Source organism: Enterobacter cloacae complex sp. P6RS, assembly GCF_014982245.1.
Classification (GTDB): domain Bacteria; phylum Pseudomonadota; class Gammaproteobacteria; order Enterobacterales; family Enterobacteriaceae; genus Enterobacter; species Enterobacter bugandensis.
In genome coordinates this window covers 692-24,031 of the sequence record NZ_JADCLB010000010.1, presented here as the reverse complement: position 1 = coordinate 24,031, position 23,340 = coordinate 692, and the positions used below count along the sequence as shown (strand labels likewise).

Sequence of the window (23,340 nt, the reverse complement as noted above, 5' to 3'; positions counted from 1 at the left end):
TGAGGTTTCGTTCTTGCGTAGCGCCTCGCAAAGTGCATAAAGGACTTCATCACCCCCTATTTGGGATTGTGGTAAAATGCCCGCTCTCTGGTGAAACCCAACAGGAAAGAATCATGATGAGCCTGGCCGGTAAAAAAATCGTTCTTGGCGTGAGCGGCGGCATTGCTGCTTATAAAGCGCCGGAGCTGGTGCGTCGTCTGCGCGAGCGCGGGGCGGACGTGCGGGTCGCGATAACCGAAGGCGGTAAAGCCTTTATCACCCCTCTGAGCCTGCAGGCGGTTTCAGGATACCCGGTATCTGACAGCCTGCTCGATCCGGCCGCTGAAGCCGCGATGGGGCATATTGAGCTTGGGAAATGGGCCGATCTGGTGATTCTTGCCCCTGCCACGGCAGATTTAATTGCCCGCGTGGCGGCCGGTATGGCGAACGATCTGGTTTCGACCATTTGCCTCGCGACGCCTGCGCCCGTCGCCGTTGTGCCCGCCATGAACCAGCAGATGTACCGCAATGCCGCCACCCAGCATAATCTGGAGACGCTGGCTTCGCGCGGCCTGCTTGTCTGGGGCCCGGACAGCGGCAGCCAGGCCTGCGGCGACGTTGGCCCGGGGCGTATGCTCGACCCGTTGACGATTGTGGATATGGCCGCCGCCCATTTTTCACCTGTCAACGACCTGCAACATCTCAACATCATGATTACCGCGGGCCCGACGCGCGAGCCGCTGGACCCGGTGCGTTACATCACCAACCACAGCTCCGGCAAAATGGGCTTTGCAATTGCTGCCGCAGCGGCAAAACGCGGTGCTAACGTCACGCTGGTCAGCGGCCCGGTCTCGTTACCTACGCCACCTTTTGTACAGCGTATTAATGTTACCACCGCGCTGGAGATGGAAGCCGCCGTGCAGGCTCATGCGCAACGCCAGCAGATTTTTATCGGCTGTGCGGCCGTGGCAGACTATCGCGCCGAGACCATCGCCGAGTCTAAAATCAAAAAGCAAGGCGATGAATTAACACTGAAAATGGTGAAAAACCCGGACATTGTTGCCGGTGTCGCCGCATTAAAAAGCCATCGTCCTTACGTTGTTGGATTTGCCGCAGAAACGAATAATGTGGAAGAATATGCCCGGCAAAAACGTACCCGCAAAAACCTCGATTTAATTTGCGCGAACGACGTATCGCTGGCCACGCAAGGATTTAATAGCGACAGCAACGCACTGCACCTTTTCTGGCAGGATGGAGATAAAATCTTACCGCTTGAGCGCAAGGAACTCCTGGGCCAACAATTACTGGACGAGATCGTTACCCGTTATGATGAAAAAAATCGACGTTAAGATTCTGGACCCGCGTGTTGGCGAGCAATTCCCGCTGCCAACCTATGCCACCTCCGGCTCTGCCGGACTTGACCTGCGCGCCTGTCTCGATGACGCCGTAGAACTGGCTCCCGGTGCCACTACCCTGATCCCGACTGGCCTGGCGATCCACATTGCAGACCCGTCTCTGGCGGCAGTCATCCTGCCGCGCTCGGGTCTGGGCCATAAGCACGGCGTAGTGCTGGGTAACCTGGTCGGCCTGATCGACTCCGACTACCAGGGTCAGCTGATGGTGTCCGTCTGGAACCGTGGTCAGGACAGCTTCACCATTGAACCTGGCGAGCGTATCGCGCAGATGGTTTTTGTACCGGTGGTACAGGCAGAATTTAACCTGGTGGCAGACTTTGATGCCACCGACCGTGGCGAAGGCGGCTTCGGCCATTCCGGGCGCAAATAACCGCCCGACACACGTATCTCGCAGCGCCATAACGCAATAACAAACCGCAAACGTCAGTTTGCGGTCGCTGTGTGGATGCCAGCCTGGCAAGTGCTTATTTTCAGGGGTATTTTGTAACATGGCAGAAAAACAAACCGCGAAAAGGAATCGTCGCGAAGAAATACTTCAATCTCTGGCTCTGATGCTTGAATCCAGCGATGGCAGTCAACGCATCACCACCGCCAAACTGGCCGCCTCTGTAGGCGTGTCTGAGGCGGCGCTGTATCGTCATTTCCCCAGCAAAACAAAAATGTTCGACAGCCTGATCGAGTTTATTGAAGACAGTCTGATCACGCGCATTAACCTGATTCTGAAAGATGAAAAAGATACCACCGCGCGTCTTCGTCTGATTGTGCTGTTAATTCTGGGCTTTGGGGAGCGCAATCCGGGTTTAACCCGTATCCTGACCGGCCACGCGCTGATGTTTGAGCAGGACAGGCTGCAGGGCCGCATCAATCAGCTTTTTGAGCGTATTGAAGCACAGCTGCGCCAGGTGCTGCGCGAGAAGAAAATGCGTGAAGGCGAAGGATACAATACGGATGAGACATTGCTGGCAAGCCAGATACTGGCGTTTTGTGAAGGCATGCTCTCCCGCTTTGTGCGCAGCGAATTCAAATACCGACCAACGGACGATTTTGACGCCCGCTGGCCGTTAGTGGCAGCGCAGCTGCAGTAGCACCGCAGGCCCGGTAAGCGTAGCGCCGCCGGGCATTTTAATTACACGCCAAACTCTTCGCGATACGCCCGCACCGCCGCCAGGTGATCCGCCATCTCTGGCTTCTCTTCCAGATACGCAATCAGGTCTTTCAGGGTGATGATAGAGGTCACTTTGCAGCTGTAATCACGCTCTACTTCCTGGATAGCAGAGATATCGCCGCGACCGCGCTCCTGACGATCAAGAGAAATCAGCACGCCAGCCAGCGTCGCACCGTTGGCCTGGATAATCTCCATAGATTCACGGATCGCGGTGCCTGCGGTAATCACGTCGTCGACCAGCATCACGCGGCCCTGCAGCGCGCTGCCCACAAGATTACCGCCTTCACCGTGGGTTTTGGCCTCTTTGCGGTTAAAGCAGTACGGCACATCACGGTCATGGTGCTCCGCCAGCGCCACCGCCGTGGTGGTTGCAATCGGAATGCCCTTGTACGCAGGGCCAAACAGCAGGTCGAAATCAATCCCGGAATCCACCAGCGCTTCGGCATAGAAGCGGCCTAACAGTGCCAGATCGCGCCCGGTATTAAACAGCCCGGCGTTGAAGAAATACGGGCTCTTACGCCCGGATTTCAGCGTAAATTCGCCAAACTTAAGTACCTGTTTATTAATCGCAAACTCAATAAACTGGCGCTGATACGATTTCATGGATTCGCTCCTTTGGTTTTTTCTGTCTTACAGGCAAAAAAAAGGCGACTCATTGGTCGCCTTTAAAATCAATTTTCTAACGCCGCTTTTTGCGTCGTTACAATGGATTCGATTCCCCCTCGGGCCAACGCCAGCAGGGAGAGAAGTTCTTCATGGGTGAACGGCTCACCTTCCGCCGTCCCCTGCACCTCAATGATGCGACCATCTTCGGTCATCACCACGTTCATGTCGGTCTCGGCGGCAGAATCTTCAACGTATTCCAGATCGCAAAGCGCTTCACCATTAACGATCCCCACGGAAACCGCCGCGACCATCCCTTTCATAGGGTTGGTTTTCAGCTTACCGGCTGCAACCAGCTTGTTCAGGGCATCGGCCAGCGCCACACAGGCACCGGTAATGGACGCGGTACGCGTGCCGCCATCTGCCTGAATCACGTCGCAGTCCAGGGTAATAGTGAATTCACCGAGGATTTTCAGGTCAACGGCGGCGCGCAGCGCACGTGCGATCAGGCGCTGGATTTCCATGGTACGTCCACCCTGCTTACCCTTTGCCGCTTCACGGGCGTTACGGGTATGGGTCGCGCGCGGCAGCATGCCGTACTCGGCGGTGATCCAGCCCTGGCCCTGACCCTTCAGAAAGCGCGGAACACCTTCTTCGATGGACGCGGTGCAAAGCACTTTGGTGTCACCAAACTCAACCAGCACGGAGCCTTCAGCGTGTTTTGTATAGTTACGGGTCAGGGTGACGGGACGCACCTGATTGGCGCTACGACCTGATGGACGCATGATGGATTCTCCGGCTTGAAACGAATGTGGCTGCGCATTATACGGATAAAGGACGCTTATTCCTATCCTGAGAAGCCCCCGAAAGCTATAATCCCCCCATCTCTCCTTTAAAAACGGGAATGTCTATGATCCGCAGTATGACCGCCTACGCCCGGCGTGAAATCAAGGGTAGCTGGGGTAGCGCTACCTGGGAAATGCGTTCGGTAAACCAGCGCTATCTGGAAACATATTTCCGTATGCCGGAACAGTTCCGCAGCCTTGAACCTGTGGTGCGCGAGCGTATCCGTACGCGTCTGACCCGCGGGAAAGTGGAATGCAACCTGCGCTTTGAGCCCGATGCCAGCGCACAGGGCGAGCTGATCCTCAACGAAAAACTGGCGAAACAGCTCGTGAATGCGGCGAACTGGGTCAAAATGCAGAGCGATGAAGGCGAAATCAACCCGGTTGATATTCTGCGCTGGCCTGGCGTCATGGCCGCCGGCGAGCAGGATCTGGACGCGATTGCCGCAGAAATTCTGGCAGCCCTCGACGGCACGCTGGATGACTTTATCGTTGCCCGCGAAACCGAAGGTCAGGCGCTGAAAGCGATGATTGAGCAGCGCCTTGAAGGCGTCAGCGCTGAAGTGGCGAAGGTTCGCGCCCATATGCCGGAAGTGCTGCAGTGGCAGCGCGAGCGTCTGGTCGCCAAGCTGGAAGAAGCGGAAGTTCAGCTGGAAAACACCCGTCTGGAACAAGAGCTGGTGCTGATGGCGCAGCGTATCGATGTTGCTGAAGAGCTGGACCGTCTGGAAGCGCACGTTAAAGAGACCTACAACATCCTGAAGAAGAAGGAAGCGGTGGGCCGCCGTCTGGACTTTATGATGCAGGAGTTCAACCGCGAGTCGAACACTTTGGCGTCTAAGTCTATCAACGCTGAAGTGACCAACTCAGCGATTGAACTCAAGGTTCTGATTGAGCAGATGCGCGAGCAGATCCAGAATATTGAGTAATCGCTTTTTGGATGGTGTCGGCTGACGCCATCCATTATTATTTCTAATCCGAATTCCCGCCTCTTTTCAAATTCAGCAGCCAAGTATCAAAGATATTCAACATGCATTGATTAAATTTTATAGGTGAAACCCAATCGCCTTAGAAAATCTCAATCGTGATCTTGCGCACAAATCGCTAACCTTTCCGCGTTCACACCGGAGGGTATATGCTGCTTCACATTCTTTATCTTATTGGTATCACCGCCGAAGCCATGACTGGCGCTCTCGCCGCCGGGCGTCGCCGGATGGACACCTTCGGCGTGATCATTATTGCCACTGCAACCGCGCTGGGCGGCGGTTCCGTGCGCGATATCCTGCTTGGCCATTACCCGCTCGGCTGGGTGAAACATCCTGAGTATGTGGTTATCGTCGCAACGGCTGCCGTATTAACCACCATCGTGGCACCCGTTATGCCGCACCTTCGCCGCCTGTTCCTGGTGCTTGACGCGCTGGGGCTGATCGTCTTTTCTATCATCGGCGCGCAAATCGCGCTCGATATGGGGGAAGGTCCGGTTATCGCTACCATTGCCGCCGTGGTCACGGGCGTTTTCGGCGGCGTGCTGCGCGATATGTTCTGCAAACGCATTCCTCTGGTCTTCCAAAAAGAGCTGTATGCTGGCATCTCCTTCGCCGCAGCGGTGCTCTACATTGCCCTGCAGCATTACGTTTCAAACCACGACGTGGTGGTCATCTCCACGCTGCTGTTTGGCTTTACGGCCCGCATGCTGGCGCTGCGTCTGAAGCTCGGATTGCCCGTGTTTCACTATAAGCACAGCGCCCACTGATCTCAGAACCCATTGATGTGCTGCTGAGCAAGCCACCTGACCAGCACATCGATCTCTGGCGCGTGCAGCCAGGCAACGATTTGCCGCGCCTTCTCCGCTCCCGTACCCGGCAAGGCCTGCCAGGCCTTTTCACTGCGTTCGCTCATCTTCTGCCACGACACATCTTCCAACGCCTTCAGCGAGGCCTGTGGCAGCGGAACACCCAGCGCCATAATCCAGCGGATAAAAGGCTGCTCATGCACCTGATTAAAGCGATGCCAGAGCGCCAGCCCGCGTGCGGCAGAGAATCCCGGCGTCGACTGCAGTTGCTCCTGCGTTAATAGCAGCCACGAAAAGAGGTGTTCAAAATGATGCGCCTGCCAGAGTGTGCGCCAGCCTGACTCACCTAATCCTTCAATGTTGAATACCTGCTTTGAACTGAGCCACGTCAGCCGGGCAAAGAACTGTTCCATACACTCCGGCGAGGCATAAAAGCAACTCAGGGAGTGATAACGCGAGGCCGGAGGCTCAGGTTTTTGTCTTTCCGCCCCTCGCCAGACCACCTTATCAAACCGGGGGATACCCTGCCCTGCCAGGCTGACCTGGATCTGATCGCCCGGGGCAATATCCAGCCTCTGCCAGCGCCCAACCGAACCGAGACTCACTCGCTGCACCCGTTTATCGTCCAACTGCACAGGCTCAAGTGCCGCCACGACAGAAATTTTGCCCGTGCGCCCCACGGAAAAAAGAATATTCCTGACCTCTGCGACCTGTGCCGCAGGCGAATATTTCCACGCGATAATCCAGTTGCCTTCGCCGGGCAGCCAACTCTCCCCTGTAGGTGGCTCCGCAGACCGAACCACTATGCCATCCGTGGCAAAGGGCAATGCCGTGTTTTGCCAGGCCAAACGCTGTTTTTCAACAGCATCAACCGCTTGTACGGGCAACGTATAGCGCGCCGTCAGGGAAAAGCCTGCGCTGGACAGCTCAGACAGCCTGTTTTCCATTCCCTTCGGTCCATCCGGCCAGGCCCAGATAAATATTCCTGTCTGGCTCAAAAGCGCGTTGTCCTTTTGTCGCATCATCGCGCCCGCCACTTTTGCGCGAGCATTCATTCCGCCCATCTGCCGCTGGACGTGGTTTTCGCGTAGCCAGAAAAGCTCCCCCTGTAAGACGCTGTTTGCAAGCGCGCCGGATACCTCCTTGGGTACGGACGGGATCAAACGCACGCGGGCGGTCCAGTCCTCGCCTTTTAACCCATTACCACGGCTGATGGCCCGCGCTAGCTTTCCGTTGCGATACACCAGCGTCACCGCCACGCCATCGACTTTTGGCTGCATCCAGAGATTTTTCCGGCCGTGCATCCAGTGACCCAGCGCTTCTTTGCTGGCTGCTTTACGTACCCCCGTATGGGCAACAGGATGTTTTACGTTTCCCTCCAGCGCAGGAAGGGCGCTCTCAGCAAAATCGTTGCCGAAACAGCGCTGCCACTGGGTTAAACGGCCGTTGAGCTGGTCATACACTTCGTCACTGACCTCGCTCACCCCCAGCTTCCAGTAAGCCTCATCCCAGCGTTTGATTTGTGCACTTAATGACGCAATCTCTTTTTCGGCTTTTGCCTGTGACCACACCGGGCACACCGCCGCCCCGTAACCACACCACAACAGCATTAACCCGCTTATCCACCGCCACATCGCTATCCCTCCTTTGCAATGCAGGAGGTATAACCTGACGTGAGAAACGACGCTAATAGCAACCTTTCACGTTGCGAGGCGCTATCCAGCGTTAATTTTTATTGCTGCAAACCGCAGATAAAACCTGAAAACGGTACGCAAAATTCAATAATCCAGGGGAAAAAGTGTGACAAAGGCTACGTCACACAGCGGCGACGTGTATAATAAGCCCGTATGTAGGACTTCTTCGTTAACACATACAAAAGACTCTCATGGCTCAAGGCACGCTTTATATTGTTTCTGCCCCTAGCGGCGCGGGTAAATCCAGCCTTATTCAGGCACTGTTAAAAACCCAACCGTTGTACGACACACAGGTTTCTGTTTCTCACACCACGCGAGCGCCGCGTCCGGGTGAAGTGCACGGTGAACACTATTTCTTTGTGGATCACGACGAGTTCAGAGCGATGATCGGCAGAGATGCGTTTCTTGAACACGCAGAAGTGTTCGGTAACTACTACGGCACCTCGCGTGAAACCATTGAGCAGGTTCTGGCGACGGGCGTGAATGTGTTCCTCGACATCGACTGGCAGGGCGCACAGCAAATTCGCAAGAAAATGCCTGATTCGCGCAGTATCTTTATTTTACCGCCGTCGAAGGATGAGCTGGATCGCCGCCTGCGTGGCCGCGGTCAGGACAGTGAAGAAGTCATCGCAAAGCGTATGGAACAGGCAGTTGCAGAAATGAGCCATTACGCGGAATATGATTACCTTATTGTGAATGATGATTTTGATGCCGCGCTGAGCGATCTCAAAACCATTCTTCGCGCAGAACGACTGCGTATGAGCCGCCAGAAGCAGCGACATGACGCATTAATCACCAAACTGTTGGCAGACTGAACCCACTTTCAGTATCATGCCCAGTCATTTCTTCACCTGTGGAGCATTTTAAGTATGGCACGCGTAACTGTTCAGGACGCTGTAGAGAAAATTGGTAACCGTTTTGACCTGGTGCTGGTCGCCGCGCGTCGCGCTCGTCAGATGCAGGTAGGCGGTAAAGATCCGCTGGTACCGGAAGAAAACGATAAAACCACCGTTATTGCACTTCGCGAAATCGAAGAAGGTCTGATCAACAACCAGATCCTCGACGTGCGTGAGCGCCAGGAGCAGCAAGAGCAGGAAGCCGCAGAACTGCAGGCCGTAACCGCCATTGCTGAAGGTCGTCGTTAATTAAACCTGCGGGTCGCCCTTGTATCTGTTTGAAAGCCTGAATCAACTGATTCAAACCTATCTGCCTGAAGACCAAATTAAGCGTCTTCAGCAGGCGTATCTCGTTGCACGTGACGCTCACGAGGGCCAGACACGTTCAAGCGGTGAACCCTACATCACGCATCCGGTTGCGGTAGCCTGTATTCTGGCCGAGATGAAACTCGACTACGAAACGCTGATGGCCGCCCTGCTGCACGACGTGATCGAAGATACCCCTGCCACCTACCAGGATATGGAACAGCTGTTTGGCAAAAGCGTTGCCGAGCTGGTGGAAGGGGTCTCTAAGCTTGATAAGCTGAAATTCCGCGACAAGAAAGAGGCGCAAGCCGAAAACTTCCGCAAGATGATTATGGCGATGGTGCAGGATATCCGCGTCATTCTCATCAAACTCGCTGACCGTACCCACAACATGCGCACGCTGGGCTCACTTCGCCCGGATAAACGTCGCCGCATTGCCCGTGAAACCCTCGAAATTTACAGTCCGCTGGCGCACCGTTTAGGTATCCACCACATCAAAACCGAGCTGGAAGAGCTGGGCTTTGAAGCGTTGTACCCGAACCGCTATCGCGTGATTAAAGAGGTGGTGAAAGCCGCACGCGGTAACCGTAAAGAGATGATTCAAAAGATCCTCTCTGAAATTGAAGGGCGTTTGCAGGAAGCGGGAATCCCGTGCCGCGTCAGCGGTCGCGAAAAACATCTTTACTCCATCTACTGCAAAATGGTGCTCAAAGAGCAGCGTTTTCACTCGATCATGGATATCTACGCGTTCCGCGTAATCGTCCACGACTCTGACACCTGCTACCGCGTGCTGGGGCAGATGCACAGCCTCTATAAACCGCGCCCGGGGCGCATGAAAGATTACATCGCCATTCCGAAAGCGAACGGCTATCAATCTTTGCATACCTCGATGATCGGTCCGCACGGCGTGCCTGTTGAAGTGCAGATCCGCACCGAAGACATGGACCAGATGGCAGAGATGGGTGTAGCCGCACACTGGGCTTACAAAGAGCACGGTGGCGAAAGCAGCACCACCGCGCAAATCCGCGCCCAGCGCTGGATGCAGAGCCTGCTGGAGCTTCAGCAGAGTGCGGGTAGCTCGTTCGAATTTATCGAGAGCGTTAAATCCGATCTCTTCCCGGATGAGATTTACGTTTTCACCCCAGAAGGCCGCATTGTCGAACTGCCTGCGGGCGCAACGCCGGTCGACTTCGCCTACGCCGTGCATACCGATATCGGGCACGCCTGCGTGGGCGCGCGCGTCGACAGACAGCCTTACCCGCTGTCTCAGCCGCTCTCCAGCGGCCAGACGGTCGAAATTATTACCGCGCCGGGCGCACGTCCGAACGCGGCCTGGCTGAACTTTGTCGTGAGTTCCAAAGCGCGCGCCAAAATTCGTCAGCTGTTGAAAAACCTCAAGCGCGATGACTCCGTCAGCCTGGGGCGTCGCCTGCTCAACCACGCGTTGGGCGGCAGCCGCAAGCTGGCTGAGATCCCACCGGAACATATTCAGCGTGAACTCGACCGTATGAAGCTCACGTCTCTGGACGATCTGCTGGCGGAAATTGGTCTGGGTAACGCGATGAGCGTCGTGGTAGCGAAAAACCTGCAGCAGGGCGAAGCGACGCCATCTGCTCCAGGCGCATCCGGCCATGCTCATCTGCCGATCAAAGGCGCGGACGGGGTGCTGATCACCTTCGCAAAATGTTGCCGTCCAATCCCTGGCGACCCGATTATTGCGCACGTCAGTCCGGGCAAAGGGCTGGTTATCCACCATGAATCCTGTCGTAACATTCGCGGCTACCAGAAAGAAGCCGAGAAGTTTATGGCGGTCGAGTGGGATAAAGAGACGGCGCAGGAATTTATCACCGAAATTAAGGTGGATATGTTCAACCACCAGGGTGCCCTGGCGAACCTGACGGCAGCCATCAACACGGCCTCGTCCAACATTCAGAGCCTGAATACGGAAGAAAAAGACGGCCGCGTCTATAGCGCCTTTATTCGTCTGACCGCTCGCGACCGCGTGCATCTGGCGAACATTATGCGCAAGATCCGCGTCATGCCGGACGTGATTAAAGTCACCCGAAACCGAAACTAGGTTTATGAATTCACAACGTTATGCCCGTATCTGCGAAATGCTCGCCAGACGCCAGCCTGACCTGACGGTCTGCATGGAGCAGGTGCATAAACCTCATAACGTCTCTGCCATCGTCCGTACCGCAGATGCCGTCGGCGTGCATGAAGTGCACGCCGTCTGGCCGGGTCACCGGATGCGAACCATGGTCTCTGCTGCGGCAGGCAGTAACAGCTGGGTATCCGTCAAATCTCACCAGACGATTGGCGATGCCGTATCGCATCTGAAAGGACGCGGGATGCAGATCCTGGCGACAAACCTGTCCGATAAGGCCGTGGATTTCCGCGAGATCGACTATACCCGCCCGACCTGCATTTTGATGGGTCAGGAGAAAACCGGGATCTCCCAGGAAGCGCTGGATCTGGCGGATCGGGACATCATCATTCCGATGATCGGCATGGTCCAGTCCCTTAACGTCTCCGTGGCATCCGCGCTCATTCTGTATGAAGCGCAGCGCCAGCGTCAGAACGCCGGGATGTACGAGCGCAGCAACAGCATGCTGCCGGAAGAAGAACAGCAGCGCCTGCTGTTTGAAGGTGGCTATCCGGTGCTGGCACGCGTTGCGAAGCAGAAAAAATTGCCTTACCCCCACGTCAACGCGCAGGGCGAAATTGAAGCCGATGCCGAGTGGTGGGCCACCATGCAGTACGCCGGGTAACCTATGAAAGGCCGCCTGCTGGATGCTATCCCGCTCAACAGCCTGACGGGCGTGGGCGCGGCGCAAAGCAATAAGCTGGCAAAAATTGGCCTGCACACCGTGCAGGATCTCCTGCTTCATCTCCCCCTGCGTTACGAAGACCGCACTCAGCTCTACAAGATTGGCGACCTGCTTCCCGCCATTTACGCCACCGTTGAAGGCGAAGTCCTTAACTGCAATATCACTTTCGGCGGACGCCGGATGATGACCTGTCAGATCAGCGACGGCACCGGCATCCTCACCATGCGTTTCTTCAACTTCAGCGCGGCGATGAAGAACAGCCTGGCGACCGGCCGCAGAGTGCTGGCCTATGGCGAAGCCAAACGCGGGAAATACGGCGCAGAGATGATCCACCCGGAGTACCGCGTGCAGGGCGATCTCAGCACGCCGGAACTGCAGGAGACGCTCACTCCGGTTTACCCGACGACCGAAGGCATTAAGCAGGCGACGCTGCGTAAGCTCACCGATCAGGCCCTGGAACTGCTCGATACCTGCGCCATTACCGAGCTGCTGCCGCCAGAACTGGCTCAGGGGATGATGAGCCTGCCCGAGGCGCTGCGCACCCTGCACCGCCCGCCGCCAACGCTGCAGCTCAGCGATTTAGAAAGCGGTAAACACCCCGCCCAACGGCGTCTTATCCTTGAGGAATTACTGGCGCATAACCTGAGCATGCTGGCGCTGCGCGCCGGCGCGCAGCGTTTCCACGCTCAGCCGTTAAGCCCGAATGATGTGCTCAAAGATAAGCTGCTGGCCTCGCTGCCCTTTAAGCCCACCGGCGCGCAGGCGCGCGTCACCGCCGAGATTGAGCGCGACATGGCGCTCGACGTGCCGATGATGCGCCTGGTGCAGGGCGACGTAGGTTCAGGTAAAACGCTGGTTGCCGCCCTGGCCGCCTTGCGCGCCATCGCCCACGGCAAACAGGTCGCCCTGATGGCGCCGACAGAGCTGCTGGCCGAGCAGCACGCCAATAATTTCCGCGCCTGGTTCGCACCGCTCGGGATTGAGGTGGGCTGGCTCGCCGGAAAGCAAAAAGGCAAAGCGCGTCTTGCGCAGCAGGAAGCCATCGCCAGCGGCCAGGTGCAGATGATTGTCGGCACACACGCTATCTTTCAGGAGCAGGTGCAGTTTAACGGCCTCGCGCTGGTGATTATCGACGAGCAGCACCGCTTCGGCGTGCATCAGCGTCTGGCGCTGTGGGAAAAAGGGCTGCAGCAGGGCTTCCACCCGCATCAGCTGATCATGACCGCCACGCCGATCCCGCGTACCCTGGCGATGACGGCTTACGCCGATCTGGATACCTCTACCATCGACGAACTGCCGCCGGGCCGAACGCCGGTGACGACAGTCGCCATACCGGATACGCGCCGCAGCGACATCATTGACCGCGTGCGCAACGCCTGCACCCATGAAGGGCGCCAGGCCTACTGGGTCTGTACCCTGATTGAAGAGTCTGAACTGCTGGAAGCCCAGGCCGCCGAAGCGACGTGGGAAGAGCTCAAGCTGGCACTGCCCGAGCTGAACGTTGGCCTGGTTCACGGCCGCATGAAGCCTGCCGAGAAGCAGGCGGTGATGCAATCCTTCAAACAGGGGGAACTGCATTTACTGGTCGCCACGACGGTTATTGAAGTGGGGGTGGACGTCCCGAACTCCAGCCTGATGATTATCGAAAACCCGGAACGTCTGGGGCTTGCCCAGCTCCACCAGCTGCGCGGGCGCGTTGGCCGCGGCGCGGTAGCGTCTCACTGCGTGCTGCTTTACAAAGCACCGCTTTCAAAAACCGCCCAGATGCGACTGCAGGTGCTGCGCGACAGCAACGACGGCTTTGTGATTGCGCAAAAAGACCTGGAGATACGCGGCCCGGGCGAACTACTGGGCACGCGCCAGACGGGAAATGCTGAATTTAAAGTGGCGGATTTACTGCGCGATCAGGCCATGATCCCCGAAGTTCAGCGCCTTGCGCGCCATATTCATGAACGCTACCCCGAACAGGCGGCAGCGTTAATTGAGCGCTGGATGCCGGAAACCGAACGGTATTCCAACGCCTGATCTCAGGCAAATATCGGCAGCATCAGGTACAGCTTGATCACCAGCGCGTTGACGATATCAATGAAGAATGCGCCGACCATCGGGACCACCAGAAACGCCATATGCGATGGCCCGAACCGTTCGGTGATCGCCTGCATGTTGGCGATAGCCGTTGGGGTAGCCCCCAGACCAAACCCGCAGTGACCGGCCGCCAGCACCGCCGCATCATAGTTTTTCCCCATCATGCGCCAGGTCACGAACATGGCATACAGCGCCATAAACAGCGCCTGCACCGCCAAAATCGCCACCATCGGCAGCGCCAGCGAGGCCAGCTCCCACAGCTTCAGGCTCATCAGCGCCATCGCCAGGAACAGCGACAGGCAGACGTTGCCGAGCACCGATACCGCCCGTTCAAACACGCGGTAGAAGCCCATCAGCGCCAGACCGTTGCTCAGGATCACCCCGATAAACAGCACGCAGACAAACGTCGGCAGTTCAAACGCGGTACCCGCCAGCCATTGCGCAACCACTTTGCCCACGGTCAGGCAGATGGCAATCATCGCGATGGTTTCAATCATCACCAGCGAGGTGATGCTGCGTCCAACGTCCGGTTTTTCAAACGCGGTCGGCACCATTTCATCGTCCGGTCTGCCATTCGGCGTGGTGGAGTGCTTCACCAGATAACGCGCTACCGGGCCGCCAATCAGGCCCCCCAGTACCAGGCCAAAGGTCGCGCAGGCCATCGCCACTTCCGTCGCGTTTTCAAAACCGTAGCGTTCGATGAACAGCTTGCTCCACGCCGCGCCGGTGCCGTGACCGCCCGAAAGGGTAATCGACCCCGCCAGCAGCCCCATCAGCGGATCCAGCCCCAGCAGCGTTGCCATACCGATGCCAATCGCATTTTGCATCAGCAGCAGCCCCACCACCACAATCAGAAACACGCCGAGCACCTTACCGCCCGAGCGCAAGCTCGCCAGGTTGGCGTTCAGGCCGATGGTGGCAAAGAAAGCCAGCATCAGCGGGTCTTTCAGGGACATATCAAAATCAATTTCCCAGCCCATGCTTTTTTTCAGTATCAGCAAGGCCAGCGCCACCAGCAGACCGCCGGCGACAGGTTCAGGAATAGTGTATTTTTTCAGAAAGGAAACGCTGTGGACCAGCTTGCGACCAAGCAGAAGAACCAGCGTTGCGGCAACAAGGGTCGACAACGTATCGAGATGAATCATAAAAGGCTCCTGTTATGCGCGTATTCCATACACACGCGGCGTTATCCTGGGCCGGTTTGCGCTCGTCATGAGCCCCCGGCGCAAAAAGTGTAATTTTTTTTTCCGATAGGTTGTAAAAAACCTGCTCACAGCGGCAGATTTTCTTCCTTTTTTTTGCTGGCAATCGTTTGCTTTTACCAGGTGGTCAGATAAAATGCCCGCTTTTCCACCGTGGGATTGCCGCCGATGTCCGTTAACACCATAGAATCGCCAGATGCGCAACCGATTGCGCAGAAGCAAAATAGCGAACTGATTTACCGCCTTGAAGACCGACCGCCGCTGCCGCAGACGCTTTTTGCCGCCTGCCAGCATCTTCTGGCAATGTTTGTTGCGGTGATCACCCCGGCGCTGCTGATTTGCCAGGCGCTCGGTTTACCGGCGCAGGACACGCAGCACATTATCAGTATGTCTCTGTTCGCCTCCGGCGTGGCCTCCATTATTCAAATTAAAGCCTGGGGCCCGGTGGGGTCTGGGCTACTGTCGATTCAGGGCACCAGCTTTAACTTCGTGGCGCCGCTGATCATGGGCGGTACGGCGCTGAAAACCGGCGGTGCGGATGTTCCGACCATGATGGCGGCGCTGTTCGGCACCCTAATGCTGGCAAGCTGCACGGAGATGGTCATCTCCCGCGTGCTGCACCTGGCTCGCCGTGTAATCACCCCGCTGGTTTCCGGCGTGGTGGTGATGATTATCGGCCTGTCGCTGATTCAGGTGGGCCTCACCTCCATCGGTGGCGGCTACGCGGCAATGAGCGACCACACCTTCGGCGCGCCGAAAAACCTGCTGCTGGCGGGCGTGGTGCTGGCGATCATCATTCTGCTTAACCGTCAGCGTAACCCTTACCTGCGCGTGGCCTCGCTGGTGATCGCCATGGCAGCGGGCTATCTGCTGGCGTGGGCGCTGGGGATGCTGCCGGAGAACACCGCGCCGACCAACAGCGCGCTGATCACCGTCCCAACGCCGCTTTATTACGGCCTGGGCATAGACTGGGGTCTGCTCCTGCCGCTGATGCTGGTGTTTATGATTACTTCTCTGGAGACCATCGGTGATATCACCGCTACCTCCGACGTCTCTGAGCAGCCGGTTTCCGGCCCGCTGTACATGAAGCGTCTGAAAGGCGGCGTACTGGCGAACGGCCTGAACTCGTTTGTCTCTGCGGTATTTAATACCTTCCCGAACTCCTGCTTCGGCCAGAACAACGGTGTGATCCAGCTGACTGGCGTGGCCAGCCGCTACGTTGGTTTCGTGGTGGCGCTGATGCTGATCGTCCTCGGCCTGTTCCCGGCGGTGAGCGGCTTTGTGCAGCACATTCCTGAGCCGGTGCTGGGCGGCGCAACGCTGGTGATGTTTGGGACTATCGCGGCCTCCGGCGTGCGTATCGTCTCCCGCGAGCCGCTGAACCGTCGCGCGATCATGATTATCGCGGTGTCGCTGGCCGTTGGTCTGGGTGTTTCCCAGCAGCCGCTGATCCTGCAGTTTGCGCCGGACTGGGTTAAAAACCTGCTCTCTTCCGGCATTGCCGCGGGCGGTATCACCGCTATCGTGCTGAACCTCGTTTTCCCGCCTGAGAAGAACTGATCTCCCTCACGGCAGGCAGTCAATGCCTGCCGTGACATCTAATTACACCATTCCCGCCTTGAGCATTGCGCATAAATCGTGCATAACTCCCTTATGTTCGTTTCGCGGGATGGAAGACCATGAAATTTATTGGAAAGCTACTCGTCTATCTTCTGGTAGCCCTGCTTATTGTGCTGCTGGCGCTCTATATTTTGCTCCAGACCCGCTGGGGGGCGGCGCAGGTCAGCAGCTGGATTACGGTGAATACCGACTACGAACTCAGTTTCGACAAGATGAATCACCGCTTTTCATCGCCTTCCCACCTCATTCTGGAAAATGTCACCTTTGGGCGGGACGGTAAACCCGCCACATTAGTTGCCAAAAAAGTCGATATTGGCCTGAGCAGCCGTCAGATCACTGCTCCGCTGCACATGGGCACTATCACCCTGTTCGACGGCACGCTGAATCTCTCGCCTCAAACAGCGCCGCTGCCCTTCCAGGCCGATCGTCTGCAGCTGAACAACATGGCCTTTAACAGCCCGAATACTGAATGGGATCTGAGCGCACAGAAGGTCACGGGCGGCGTCAGCCCATGGCAGCCAGAAGCCGGGAACGTGCTGGGTAAAAACGCAAAGATCCAGATGAGCGCCGGCTCGCTGACCCTGAACGGCGTACCGGCCACCAACGTGCTAATCGACGGCCAGTTGAACGGCAAGGAGGTGGTGCTGAACACCATTGGTGCCGATATGGCCCGTGGCTCGCTCACCGGCTCCGCCCTGCGTAACGCTGACGGAAGCTGGATAATCGACACCATGCGCCTGAACGAGATCCGCCTGCAGAGCGACAAAACGCTGAAAGCATCCTTCGCGCCGCTGGCTACCATCCCCTCCCTGCAAATTGGCCGTCTGGAGGTCACCGATGCCCGCCTGCAAGGCCCGGACTGGGCGGTGACCGATCTCGACTTAAGCCTGCGCAACCTGACTCTCAGCAAAGGCGACTGGCAGAGCCAGGAAGGTCGCCTGTCCATGAACGCCAGCGAGTTTATCTTCGGCTCGCTGCATCTGTTTGACCCGATCCTGAATGCGGAGTTTTCCCCGCAGGGCATAGCGCTGCGTCAGTTCACCTCCCGCTGGGAAGGCGGTATGGTGCGCACGTCCGGCAACTGGCTGCGCGACGGTAAAGCGCTGGTTCTGGACGATGTTGCCATCGCCGGGCTGGAGTACACCCTTCCTGAAAACTGGAAAACGCTGTGGATGGAGCCGCTGCCGGAATGGCTGAACAGCGTCACGCTGCAAAAATTTGGCCTGAGCCGCAACCTGGTGATCGACATCGATCCCGCCTTCCCGTGGCAGATCACCTCCCTGGACGGCTACGGCGCAAACCTGCAGCTGGCGAAAGATCGCCAGTGGGGCGTCTGGGGCGGCAGCGCAACATTAAACGGTGCGGCGGCGACCTTTAACCGCGTCGACGTGCGCCGTCCGTCGCTGGCGCTGAATGCCAACGCCGCCACGGTGAACATTAGCGACCTGAGCGCGTTTACCGAGAAAGGTATTCTGGAAGCCACGGCGACGGTTTCACAGCTCCCGCAGCGGCAGACCACGGTGAGCCTGAACGGGCGCGGCGTACCGCTCAACGTGCTGCAGCAGTGGGGCTGGCCTGCGTTACCGATTACGGGCGACGGCAATATTCAGATGACCGCCAGCGGCAGCGTGCAGGCCAGTGCGCCACTGAAGCCAACGGTGAATGGGAAGCTAAGCGCGGTGAATATGGATAAGCAGCAGGTTGAGCAGACGATGACGGGCGGCGTGGTTGCAACGCCTGTGCAATAAAGTTTTTGATGTTTGTTCCCTCTCCCTGTGGGAGAGGGTCACGGTGAGGGCATCAGAGCGCATAATTACCTTAGGCCCGGTAAGCGAAGCGCCACCGGGCATTTTCCACCTCAGAGCTGAACCACCACCTCATCCCCCTCCGCTTTCACCACCACACCCCTCTCGCTGCCCGCGTGCGAGCCGCCTTTCACGCCACTCACCTTCTGCACGTTGCGCAAGCACACCGACCAGTTTTTCGCATCACCCGCGCCGGTAAAGGTCACAATGTCGCCCCGACGTGACGCCTTCAGCGTAAATGCCACAGACCCGTCCGGCGCAGGCACTTCGCTCACCGCCGCTGCGCCATCCTCCAGGTTAAACAGCTGGAAGGCCGTCCCCTCGTTCCAGGCGTAGTCCGGCTTCTGGTTATTGTTACCGAGCGCCAGCAGCGTGTTGTCGCGCACGTAGACCGGCAGGCTCATAAAATCGTGCTGCTGCTTATGCCAGCGGCTGCCATGGATTTCGTCGTTGTGCCACAGGTGCGTCCAGCGGCCTTCCGGCAGGTAGAACTGCACGTCCCCCGCCTCGGAGAACACCGGCGCCACCATCATGGAATCCCCCAGCATGTACTGACGGTCGAGGTAATCGCACGCCGGATCGTCCGGGAACTCCAGCATCATCGCGCGCAGCATCGGCGTGCCGAACTCGCGGGCCAGCGCCGCCTGACGGTACAGGTACGGCATCAGCTGACACTTCAGCTGCGTGAAGTGGCGCACCACGTCGCAGGACTCGTCATCGTACGCCCACGGCACGCGGTAGGATTTGCTGCCGTGCAGGCGGCTGTGGCTGGAGAACAGCCCGAACGCGCACCAGCGTTTATAGACGTGCGCCGGAGCGGTGTTTTCGAACCCGCCAATATCGTGGCTCCAGAACCCGAAGCCGGACAGGCCAATCGACAGCCCACCGCGCAGGCTTTCCGCCATCGACTCGTAGTTGGCGTAGCAGTCGCCGCCCCAGTGTACAGGGAACTGCTGCGCCCCAACGGACGCCGAGCGGGCAAACAGCACCGCCTCCTCTTCGCCGACGGTCTCTTTCAGCACGTTCCACACCAGTTCGTTATAAATGTAGGCGTAGTGGTTGTGCATCTTCTGCGGATCGGACCCGTCGAACCACTGCACGTCCGTCGGGATACGCTCGCCGAAGTCGGTCTTGAAGCAGTCGACGCCGATATCCACCAGGCCTTTCAGCTTGTCGGCATACCACCGGCACGCGTCCGGATTGGTGAAGTCGTAAATCGCCAGCCCCGGCTGCCATTTGTCCCACTGCCACAGGGAGCCGTCCGGACGCTTGAGCAGATAGCCCTTCGCTTTCAGCTCGCGGAAAATCGGGGATTTCTGGCCGATATACGGGTTGATCCACACGCAGACCTTCAGCCCTTTCTCTTTCAGGCGGCGGATCATCCCTTCCGGATCCGGGAAGGTTACCGGGTCCCACTCGAAGTCGCACCACTGGAAGGCCTTCATCCAGAAGCAGTCGAAGTGGAACACATGCAGCGGCAGGTCGCGCTCGGCCATGCCGTCGATAAAGCTGTTCACCGTCGCTTCATCGTAGTTGGTGGTGAACGAGGTGGTCAGCCACAGGCCGAAGGACCACGCAGGCGGCAGCGCCGGGCGCCCGGTGAAGCGGGTATAGCGGTTTAATACCTCTTTTGGCGTCGGGCCGTCGATCACGAAATACTCGAGATATTCCCCTTCGACGCTGAACTGCACTTTAGAGACCTTCTCGGAGCCGACTTCAAACGAGACGTTTTCCGGATGATTCACCAGCACGCCGTAGCCGCGGTTGGTCAGGTAGAACGGGATATTTTTGTAGGATTGCTCGGTGCTGGTGCCGCCGTCGCGGTTCCAGGTTTCGACCGTCTGGCCGTTGCGCACCAGCGCGGTAAAGCGCTCGCCCAGGCCGTAGACTGTTTCCCCCACGCCCAGATCCAGACGCTCGAACACGTAATTACGGTCGGTGTTACTGTCCTGCACGTAGCCGTTGTTTTTCAGCTGGCTGCCGGTAATGCGCTGGCCGTTGCGCAGGAAATCCAGCGCCCAGAACTCGCCTTTGGTGACGCGCACGCTGACGCTGCCGCTTTTCAGCTCGGCAAATTCGGCGTTGTTTTCAATCTCGACCTTCACGTCTTTCAGAACGTTCAGCGGATAGTGCGGACCGTTGTTCAGCGCGCCCTGGAAGTGCTCGATGCGCACCCCGACAATCCCTTCCTGCGGGGAAAACAGACGCACCGTGAACATCAACGTGTCGAGCTGCCAGGTGCGCTCACGCACGTCGCGCGGCGCAACATACACCACCAGGTCATTGCCCTGCTGCTCCACCTCGAACACCTGAACCGGATAGGTCACGTTCAGGCCCGGTTGAATAAGCCAGTTTCCATCACTGATTTTCATGCTTTCGTCCTCTTAGTTCTGCAATTCTTTACTGACCGGCAGGTTTTCAAAATCCTGCTGATTGCGGCGCGCGCCCTGCGCCAGCTCACCCAGGATTTTGGTCAGGAAGGGGGTTTTCAGCGTGTAGTAGCGTTTGGCGATAATGGCGCTCAGCACGTAGCAGATCGCCGGCGCCAGCGTAAACAGGCCGATAATGATGCTGATGGTCGCGCTGTTCTGGGTTTTGGCCGCCGCGTCGTAGCCGCCGCCTGCCAGCATCCAGCCGATCATCGCCCCGCCCAGCGCCAGGCCGAGCTTCAGCACGAACAGCGTGCCCGCAAAGCTGATGCCGGTCAGGCGTTTGCCGTTGGTCCATTCGCCGTAGTCGACGGTATCGGACATCATTACCCACTGGATTGGCGTCACCAGCTGGTGCAGCACGCCGATAACGAAGATAAAGGCGAACATCAGCACCGTGGCGTGCATCGGGACGAAGAACATCGCCACGCTGACCACCGCCAGCACGGCGTTGGTCCACCAGAAGATGCTGACCTTGCACTTCCAGTCGGTGAGCGGTTTCGCCAGCGCGGAGCCGATCAGATTGCCGACGCAGTAGGTGGTGAGGAATGCGACGAACACTTCCGGCGAGCCCATTATCCAGGTGCAGTAGTACATCATCGCCCCGCCGCGCACGCAGACGGCGAGGATATTGAGGATGGTCAGCACGCCGACGATGCGCCACTGGTCGTTTTGCCAGATATCGCGCAGGTCTTCCCGCATGGAGGTGGTGCTCGGCGGCACCTGGATGCGCTCTTTGGTGGTGAAGAAGCAGAACGCCAGCATCAGGAACGCGACCACCGACAGCACGGCGATCCCGCCCTGGAAGCCGAACGCCTTATCTTCGCCGCCAATCAGCTTCACCAGCGGCATCATCAGCACCGTGGAGAGCATGCCACCCGCCGTCGCCAGCACGAAGCGCCAGGACTGAAGGGAGATACGCTGCGTCGGGTCGCTGGTGATTACCCCGCCCAGCGCGCAGTACGGGATGTTGACCACGGTATAGAGCAGGGTCAGCAGCGTGTAGGTAATTGCCGCGTAAACCATTTTGCCGTTGAGGCTGAGGTCCGGCGTGGTGTAGGCCAGCACGCAGACGATGCCGAACGGGATGGCACCGAACAAAATCCACGGTCGGAACTTGCCCCAGCGGCTGCGGGTGCGGTCGGCGATCAGCCCCATGCACGGGTCGGAGATTGCATCCAGCGCACGGGCCAGCAGGAACATGGTGCCGACAAACCCGGCGGGAATGCCGAAAATATCGGTGTAGAAAAACATCATATAAAGCATAACGTTATCAAAAATGATGTGGCTGGCGGCGTCACCCATGCCATAGCCAATCTTCTCTTTTACTGACAATACTTCGCTCATATTTTTTATCCTTCACGCTGTAGGGGGCGCTGAGACCAGTTGCATTGGTTTTAAACCATTGTTTCAACGGCGGGTATTGCGTTTTCTGGTTAGCAGATTACGTTTCTTGTTTTTTGTGATCGCGATAAATGTTGGAGAGCACAAAAGGCTAACCTGAGGATTTTCTTAGGAATTAGCTGAAACAGGGGGGTACAGGTCAAAAGAGAGGTGAAAAAAGTGGTGTGGGGTATGTGGTAAATGCCTGAAAGTAGCTATAATGCGCCCCGCCTCCATGTAGCAATGCAGGCGCGGAAGATCGTCATCTCCGGTGAGGTGGCTGGACTTCAAATCCAGTTGGGGGCGCCAGCGTTCCCGGGCAGGTTCGACTCCTGTGATCTTCCGCCAAAAATGCCATGCTCACTTCTCAAATCATCCAATTTCCTTTTGTAAAAGGGTTGAGTTGATCTCTCTTCTTAATGTAAAACAAAGTATCAGAATAATAGATCTGAATCATAACCAGTGGTCCTACTCACAGCTAAACCCCTCAAGCAATGATAAAGGAATAAGAATGGATGAGATTGATTTTTCTTGTGAAATGGATTTTCACGTTGAACTTAAAATTTATGATAAATACTTATTCGGAAAGTTAATTTTTCCAAAAGAAAGACCAGCTTATCTTGAGTTGATTGTAAACGATATGTTTCTATCACTAAATAATGAATGTAATGAAACTATCGCGTGTAAATGTGGAAATGATATCTACACATTAATGGGATGTAATAAAATTGGCACAAAAATATTCCCTAAATTCATTATTAAAAACAAACCTGTCGATTTAACGACTTTCGATAAAATAGAAATAAGCATCGACCAGTTAAATATAATTCTTCACGATGGTTATTTCAGTAACAAATTTGAAGAAGATACTTTTATTAGTCCAATAAATCAATCTAACTTCGAGGTGGATGTAACCGATAGCGATTCAATAAAATCAGTATCTGATGAATGGATTAGCTGGTCAAGCATTTCCCATGAGAAAGATGTTGTAACAAGACTTACTCAAAGACATATTATAAGCATAAAGGCTAAACACAGTTTGAATTACGAGGAAGTGATAAAAGAGTCTCGCCACATATGCTTATTATTTACACTTTTAACATTGATACAGCTTCACATAAATTTCGCGTGGATTGTCCATAAGAACAAACGTTATGGTATCTACTTTCCATCGATAAAAGAAAGCTCAATCAAAAAAAATTGAATGGTATCATTCAATTATTAACTTGAAACAGATCGATTCGGATACCTGGTTTAATATCATTAACAACTCATATAAAAACATAAACT

19 protein-coding genes and 1 tRNA gene are annotated in these 23,340 nt (G+C 56.6%); 14 read left to right on the top strand and 6 right to left on the bottom strand.

What is annotated here, in order from left to right; all coding sequences use genetic code 11:
- Window positions 1-116 precede the first annotated feature (116 nt).
- The 3 genes from coaBC (at window position 117) to slmA (ending at window position 2,479) form a co-directional block, all read left to right on the top strand.
- Window positions 117-1,328 (top strand): bifunctional phosphopantothenoylcysteine decarboxylase/phosphopantothenate--cysteine ligase CoaBC, encoded by a 1,212-nt coding sequence (gene coaBC / locus INF73_RS05820; RefSeq protein WP_028015016.1) that lies wholly within the window; start codon window positions 117-119, stop codon window positions 1,326-1,328.
- Window positions 1,306-1,764, top strand: coding sequence for a dUTP diphosphatase (dut, locus tag INF73_RS05815; protein WP_015570042.1), 459 nt, complete (start codon window positions 1,306-1,308; stop codon window positions 1,762-1,764). The genes coaBC and dut overlap by 23 nt, the downstream gene beginning before the upstream one ends.
- Before the next feature lie 118 nt (window positions 1,765-1,882).
- A complete protein-coding gene (gene slmA, locus INF73_RS05810; RefSeq protein WP_028015015.1) occupies window positions 1,883-2,479 on the top strand; it encodes a nucleoid occlusion factor SlmA in 597 nt (198 codons plus the stop codon).
- A 41-nt stretch (window positions 2,480-2,520) separates the two neighbouring features.
- Here the strand turns inward: slmA and pyrE are convergent, their stop codons facing one another.
- Entirely contained in the window at window positions 2,521-3,162 is a 642-nt protein-coding gene (gene pyrE, locus INF73_RS05805; RefSeq protein WP_041911672.1) for an orotate phosphoribosyltransferase, read from the bottom strand.
- Between the two features lie 68 nt (window positions 3,163-3,230).
- Window positions 3,231-3,947: a ribonuclease PH gene (gene rph / locus INF73_RS05800; RefSeq protein ID WP_010426431.1), complete on the bottom strand. Its 717-nt coding sequence runs from the start codon at window positions 3,945-3,947 to the stop codon at window positions 3,231-3,233.
- 125 nt (window positions 3,948-4,072) lie between these two features.
- Here rph and INF73_RS05795 point away from each other — a divergent pair, with 125 nt between their 5' ends.
- Both INF73_RS05795 and INF73_RS05790 read left to right on the top strand, forming a co-directional pair.
- The gene (locus INF73_RS05795; protein WP_028015013.1) at window positions 4,073-4,936 is read left to right on the top strand and encodes a YicC/YloC family endoribonuclease; all 864 of its coding nucleotides are present in this window, start codon (window positions 4,073-4,075) and stop codon (window positions 4,934-4,936) included.
- A gap of 206 nt (window positions 4,937-5,142) precedes the next feature.
- Window positions 5,143-5,760, top strand: coding sequence for a trimeric intracellular cation channel family protein (locus INF73_RS05790; RefSeq protein ID WP_193541750.1), 618 nt, complete (start codon window positions 5,143-5,145; stop codon window positions 5,758-5,760).
- A gap of 2 nt (window positions 5,761-5,762) precedes the next feature.
- Here the strand turns inward: INF73_RS05790 and ligB are convergent, their stop codons facing one another.
- Window positions 5,763-7,433, bottom strand: coding sequence for an NAD-dependent DNA ligase LigB (gene ligB, locus INF73_RS05785; protein WP_193541748.1), 1,671 nt, complete (start codon window positions 7,431-7,433; stop codon window positions 5,763-5,765).
- Between the two features lie 251 nt (window positions 7,434-7,684).
- Between ligB and gmk the strand changes: the two genes are divergently transcribed.
- From gmk to recG, 5 genes are read left to right on the top strand one after another with little or no spacing between them, the layout of a single operon-like run.
- Window positions 7,685-8,308 (top strand): guanylate kinase, encoded by a 624-nt coding sequence (gene gmk, locus INF73_RS05780; protein ID WP_010426438.1) that lies wholly within the window; start codon window positions 7,685-7,687, stop codon window positions 8,306-8,308.
- A gap of 54 nt (window positions 8,309-8,362) precedes the next feature.
- Window positions 8,363-8,638: a DNA-directed RNA polymerase subunit omega gene (rpoZ, locus tag INF73_RS05775; protein WP_000135058.1), complete on the top strand. Its 276-nt coding sequence runs from the start codon at window positions 8,363-8,365 to the stop codon at window positions 8,636-8,638.
- 19 nt (window positions 8,639-8,657) lie between these two features.
- Window positions 8,658-10,772 carry a bifunctional GTP diphosphokinase/guanosine-3',5'-bis pyrophosphate 3'-pyrophosphohydrolase gene (gene spoT, locus INF73_RS05770; protein ID WP_028015011.1) on the top strand — a complete coding sequence of 705 codons (2,115 nt, stop codon included), beginning with the start codon at window positions 8,658-8,660 and terminating at the stop codon, window positions 10,770-10,772.
- Window positions 10,773-10,776: 4 nt separating this feature from the next.
- On the top strand, window positions 10,777-11,466 hold the full coding sequence (trmH, locus tag INF73_RS05765) for a tRNA (guanosine(18)-2'-O)-methyltransferase TrmH (RefSeq protein WP_028015010.1): 690 nt from the start codon (window positions 10,777-10,779) through the stop codon (window positions 11,464-11,466).
- A 3-nt stretch (window positions 11,467-11,469) separates the two neighbouring features.
- Window positions 11,470-13,551: an ATP-dependent DNA helicase RecG gene (gene recG / locus INF73_RS05760; RefSeq protein WP_048958508.1), complete on the top strand. Its 2,082-nt coding sequence runs from the start codon at window positions 11,470-11,472 to the stop codon at window positions 13,549-13,551.
- Between the two features lie 2 nt (window positions 13,552-13,553).
- Here recG and gltS read toward each other — a convergent pair whose 3' ends face one another.
- Window positions 13,554-14,756, bottom strand: a complete 1,203-nt coding sequence (gene gltS, locus INF73_RS05755) for a sodium/glutamate symporter (protein ID WP_047366905.1) — start codon at window positions 14,754-14,756, stop codon at window positions 13,554-13,556.
- A gap of 225 nt (window positions 14,757-14,981) precedes the next feature.
- On the opposite strand from gltS, the gene xanP reads away from it, so the two are divergent.
- The gene (xanP, locus tag INF73_RS05750; protein WP_193541746.1) at window positions 14,982-16,373 is read left to right on the top strand and encodes a xanthine/proton symporter XanP; all 1,392 of its coding nucleotides are present in this window, start codon (window positions 14,982-14,984) and stop codon (window positions 16,371-16,373) included.
- Window positions 16,374-16,492: 119 nt separating this feature from the next.
- A complete protein-coding gene (locus INF73_RS05745; protein ID WP_193541744.1) occupies window positions 16,493-18,181 on the top strand; it encodes an AsmA family protein in 1,689 nt (562 codons plus the stop codon).
- Between the two features lie 110 nt (window positions 18,182-18,291).
- Here INF73_RS05745 and yicI read toward each other — a convergent pair whose 3' ends face one another.
- Both yicI and INF73_RS05735 read right to left on the bottom strand, forming a co-directional pair.
- Window positions 18,292-20,610, bottom strand: coding sequence for an alpha-xylosidase (yicI, locus tag INF73_RS05740; protein WP_193541742.1), 2,319 nt, complete (start codon window positions 20,608-20,610; stop codon window positions 18,292-18,294).
- 12 nt (window positions 20,611-20,622) lie between these two features.
- Window positions 20,623-22,014, bottom strand: a complete 1,392-nt coding sequence (locus INF73_RS05735) for a glycoside-pentoside-hexuronide family transporter (protein ID WP_193541740.1) — start codon at window positions 22,012-22,014, stop codon at window positions 20,623-20,625.
- A 289-nt stretch (window positions 22,015-22,303) separates the two neighbouring features.
- On the opposite strand from INF73_RS05735, the gene INF73_RS05730 reads away from it, so the two are divergent.
- Both INF73_RS05730 and INF73_RS05725 read left to right on the top strand, forming a co-directional pair.
- A tRNA-Sec gene (locus tag INF73_RS05730) sits at window positions 22,304-22,398 on the top strand.
- Window positions 22,399-22,561: 163 nt separating this feature from the next.
- A complete protein-coding gene (locus tag INF73_RS05725; RefSeq protein WP_193547288.1) occupies window positions 22,562-23,254 on the top strand; it encodes a hypothetical protein in 693 nt (230 codons plus the stop codon).
- Window positions 23,255-23,340 lie beyond the last annotated feature (86 nt).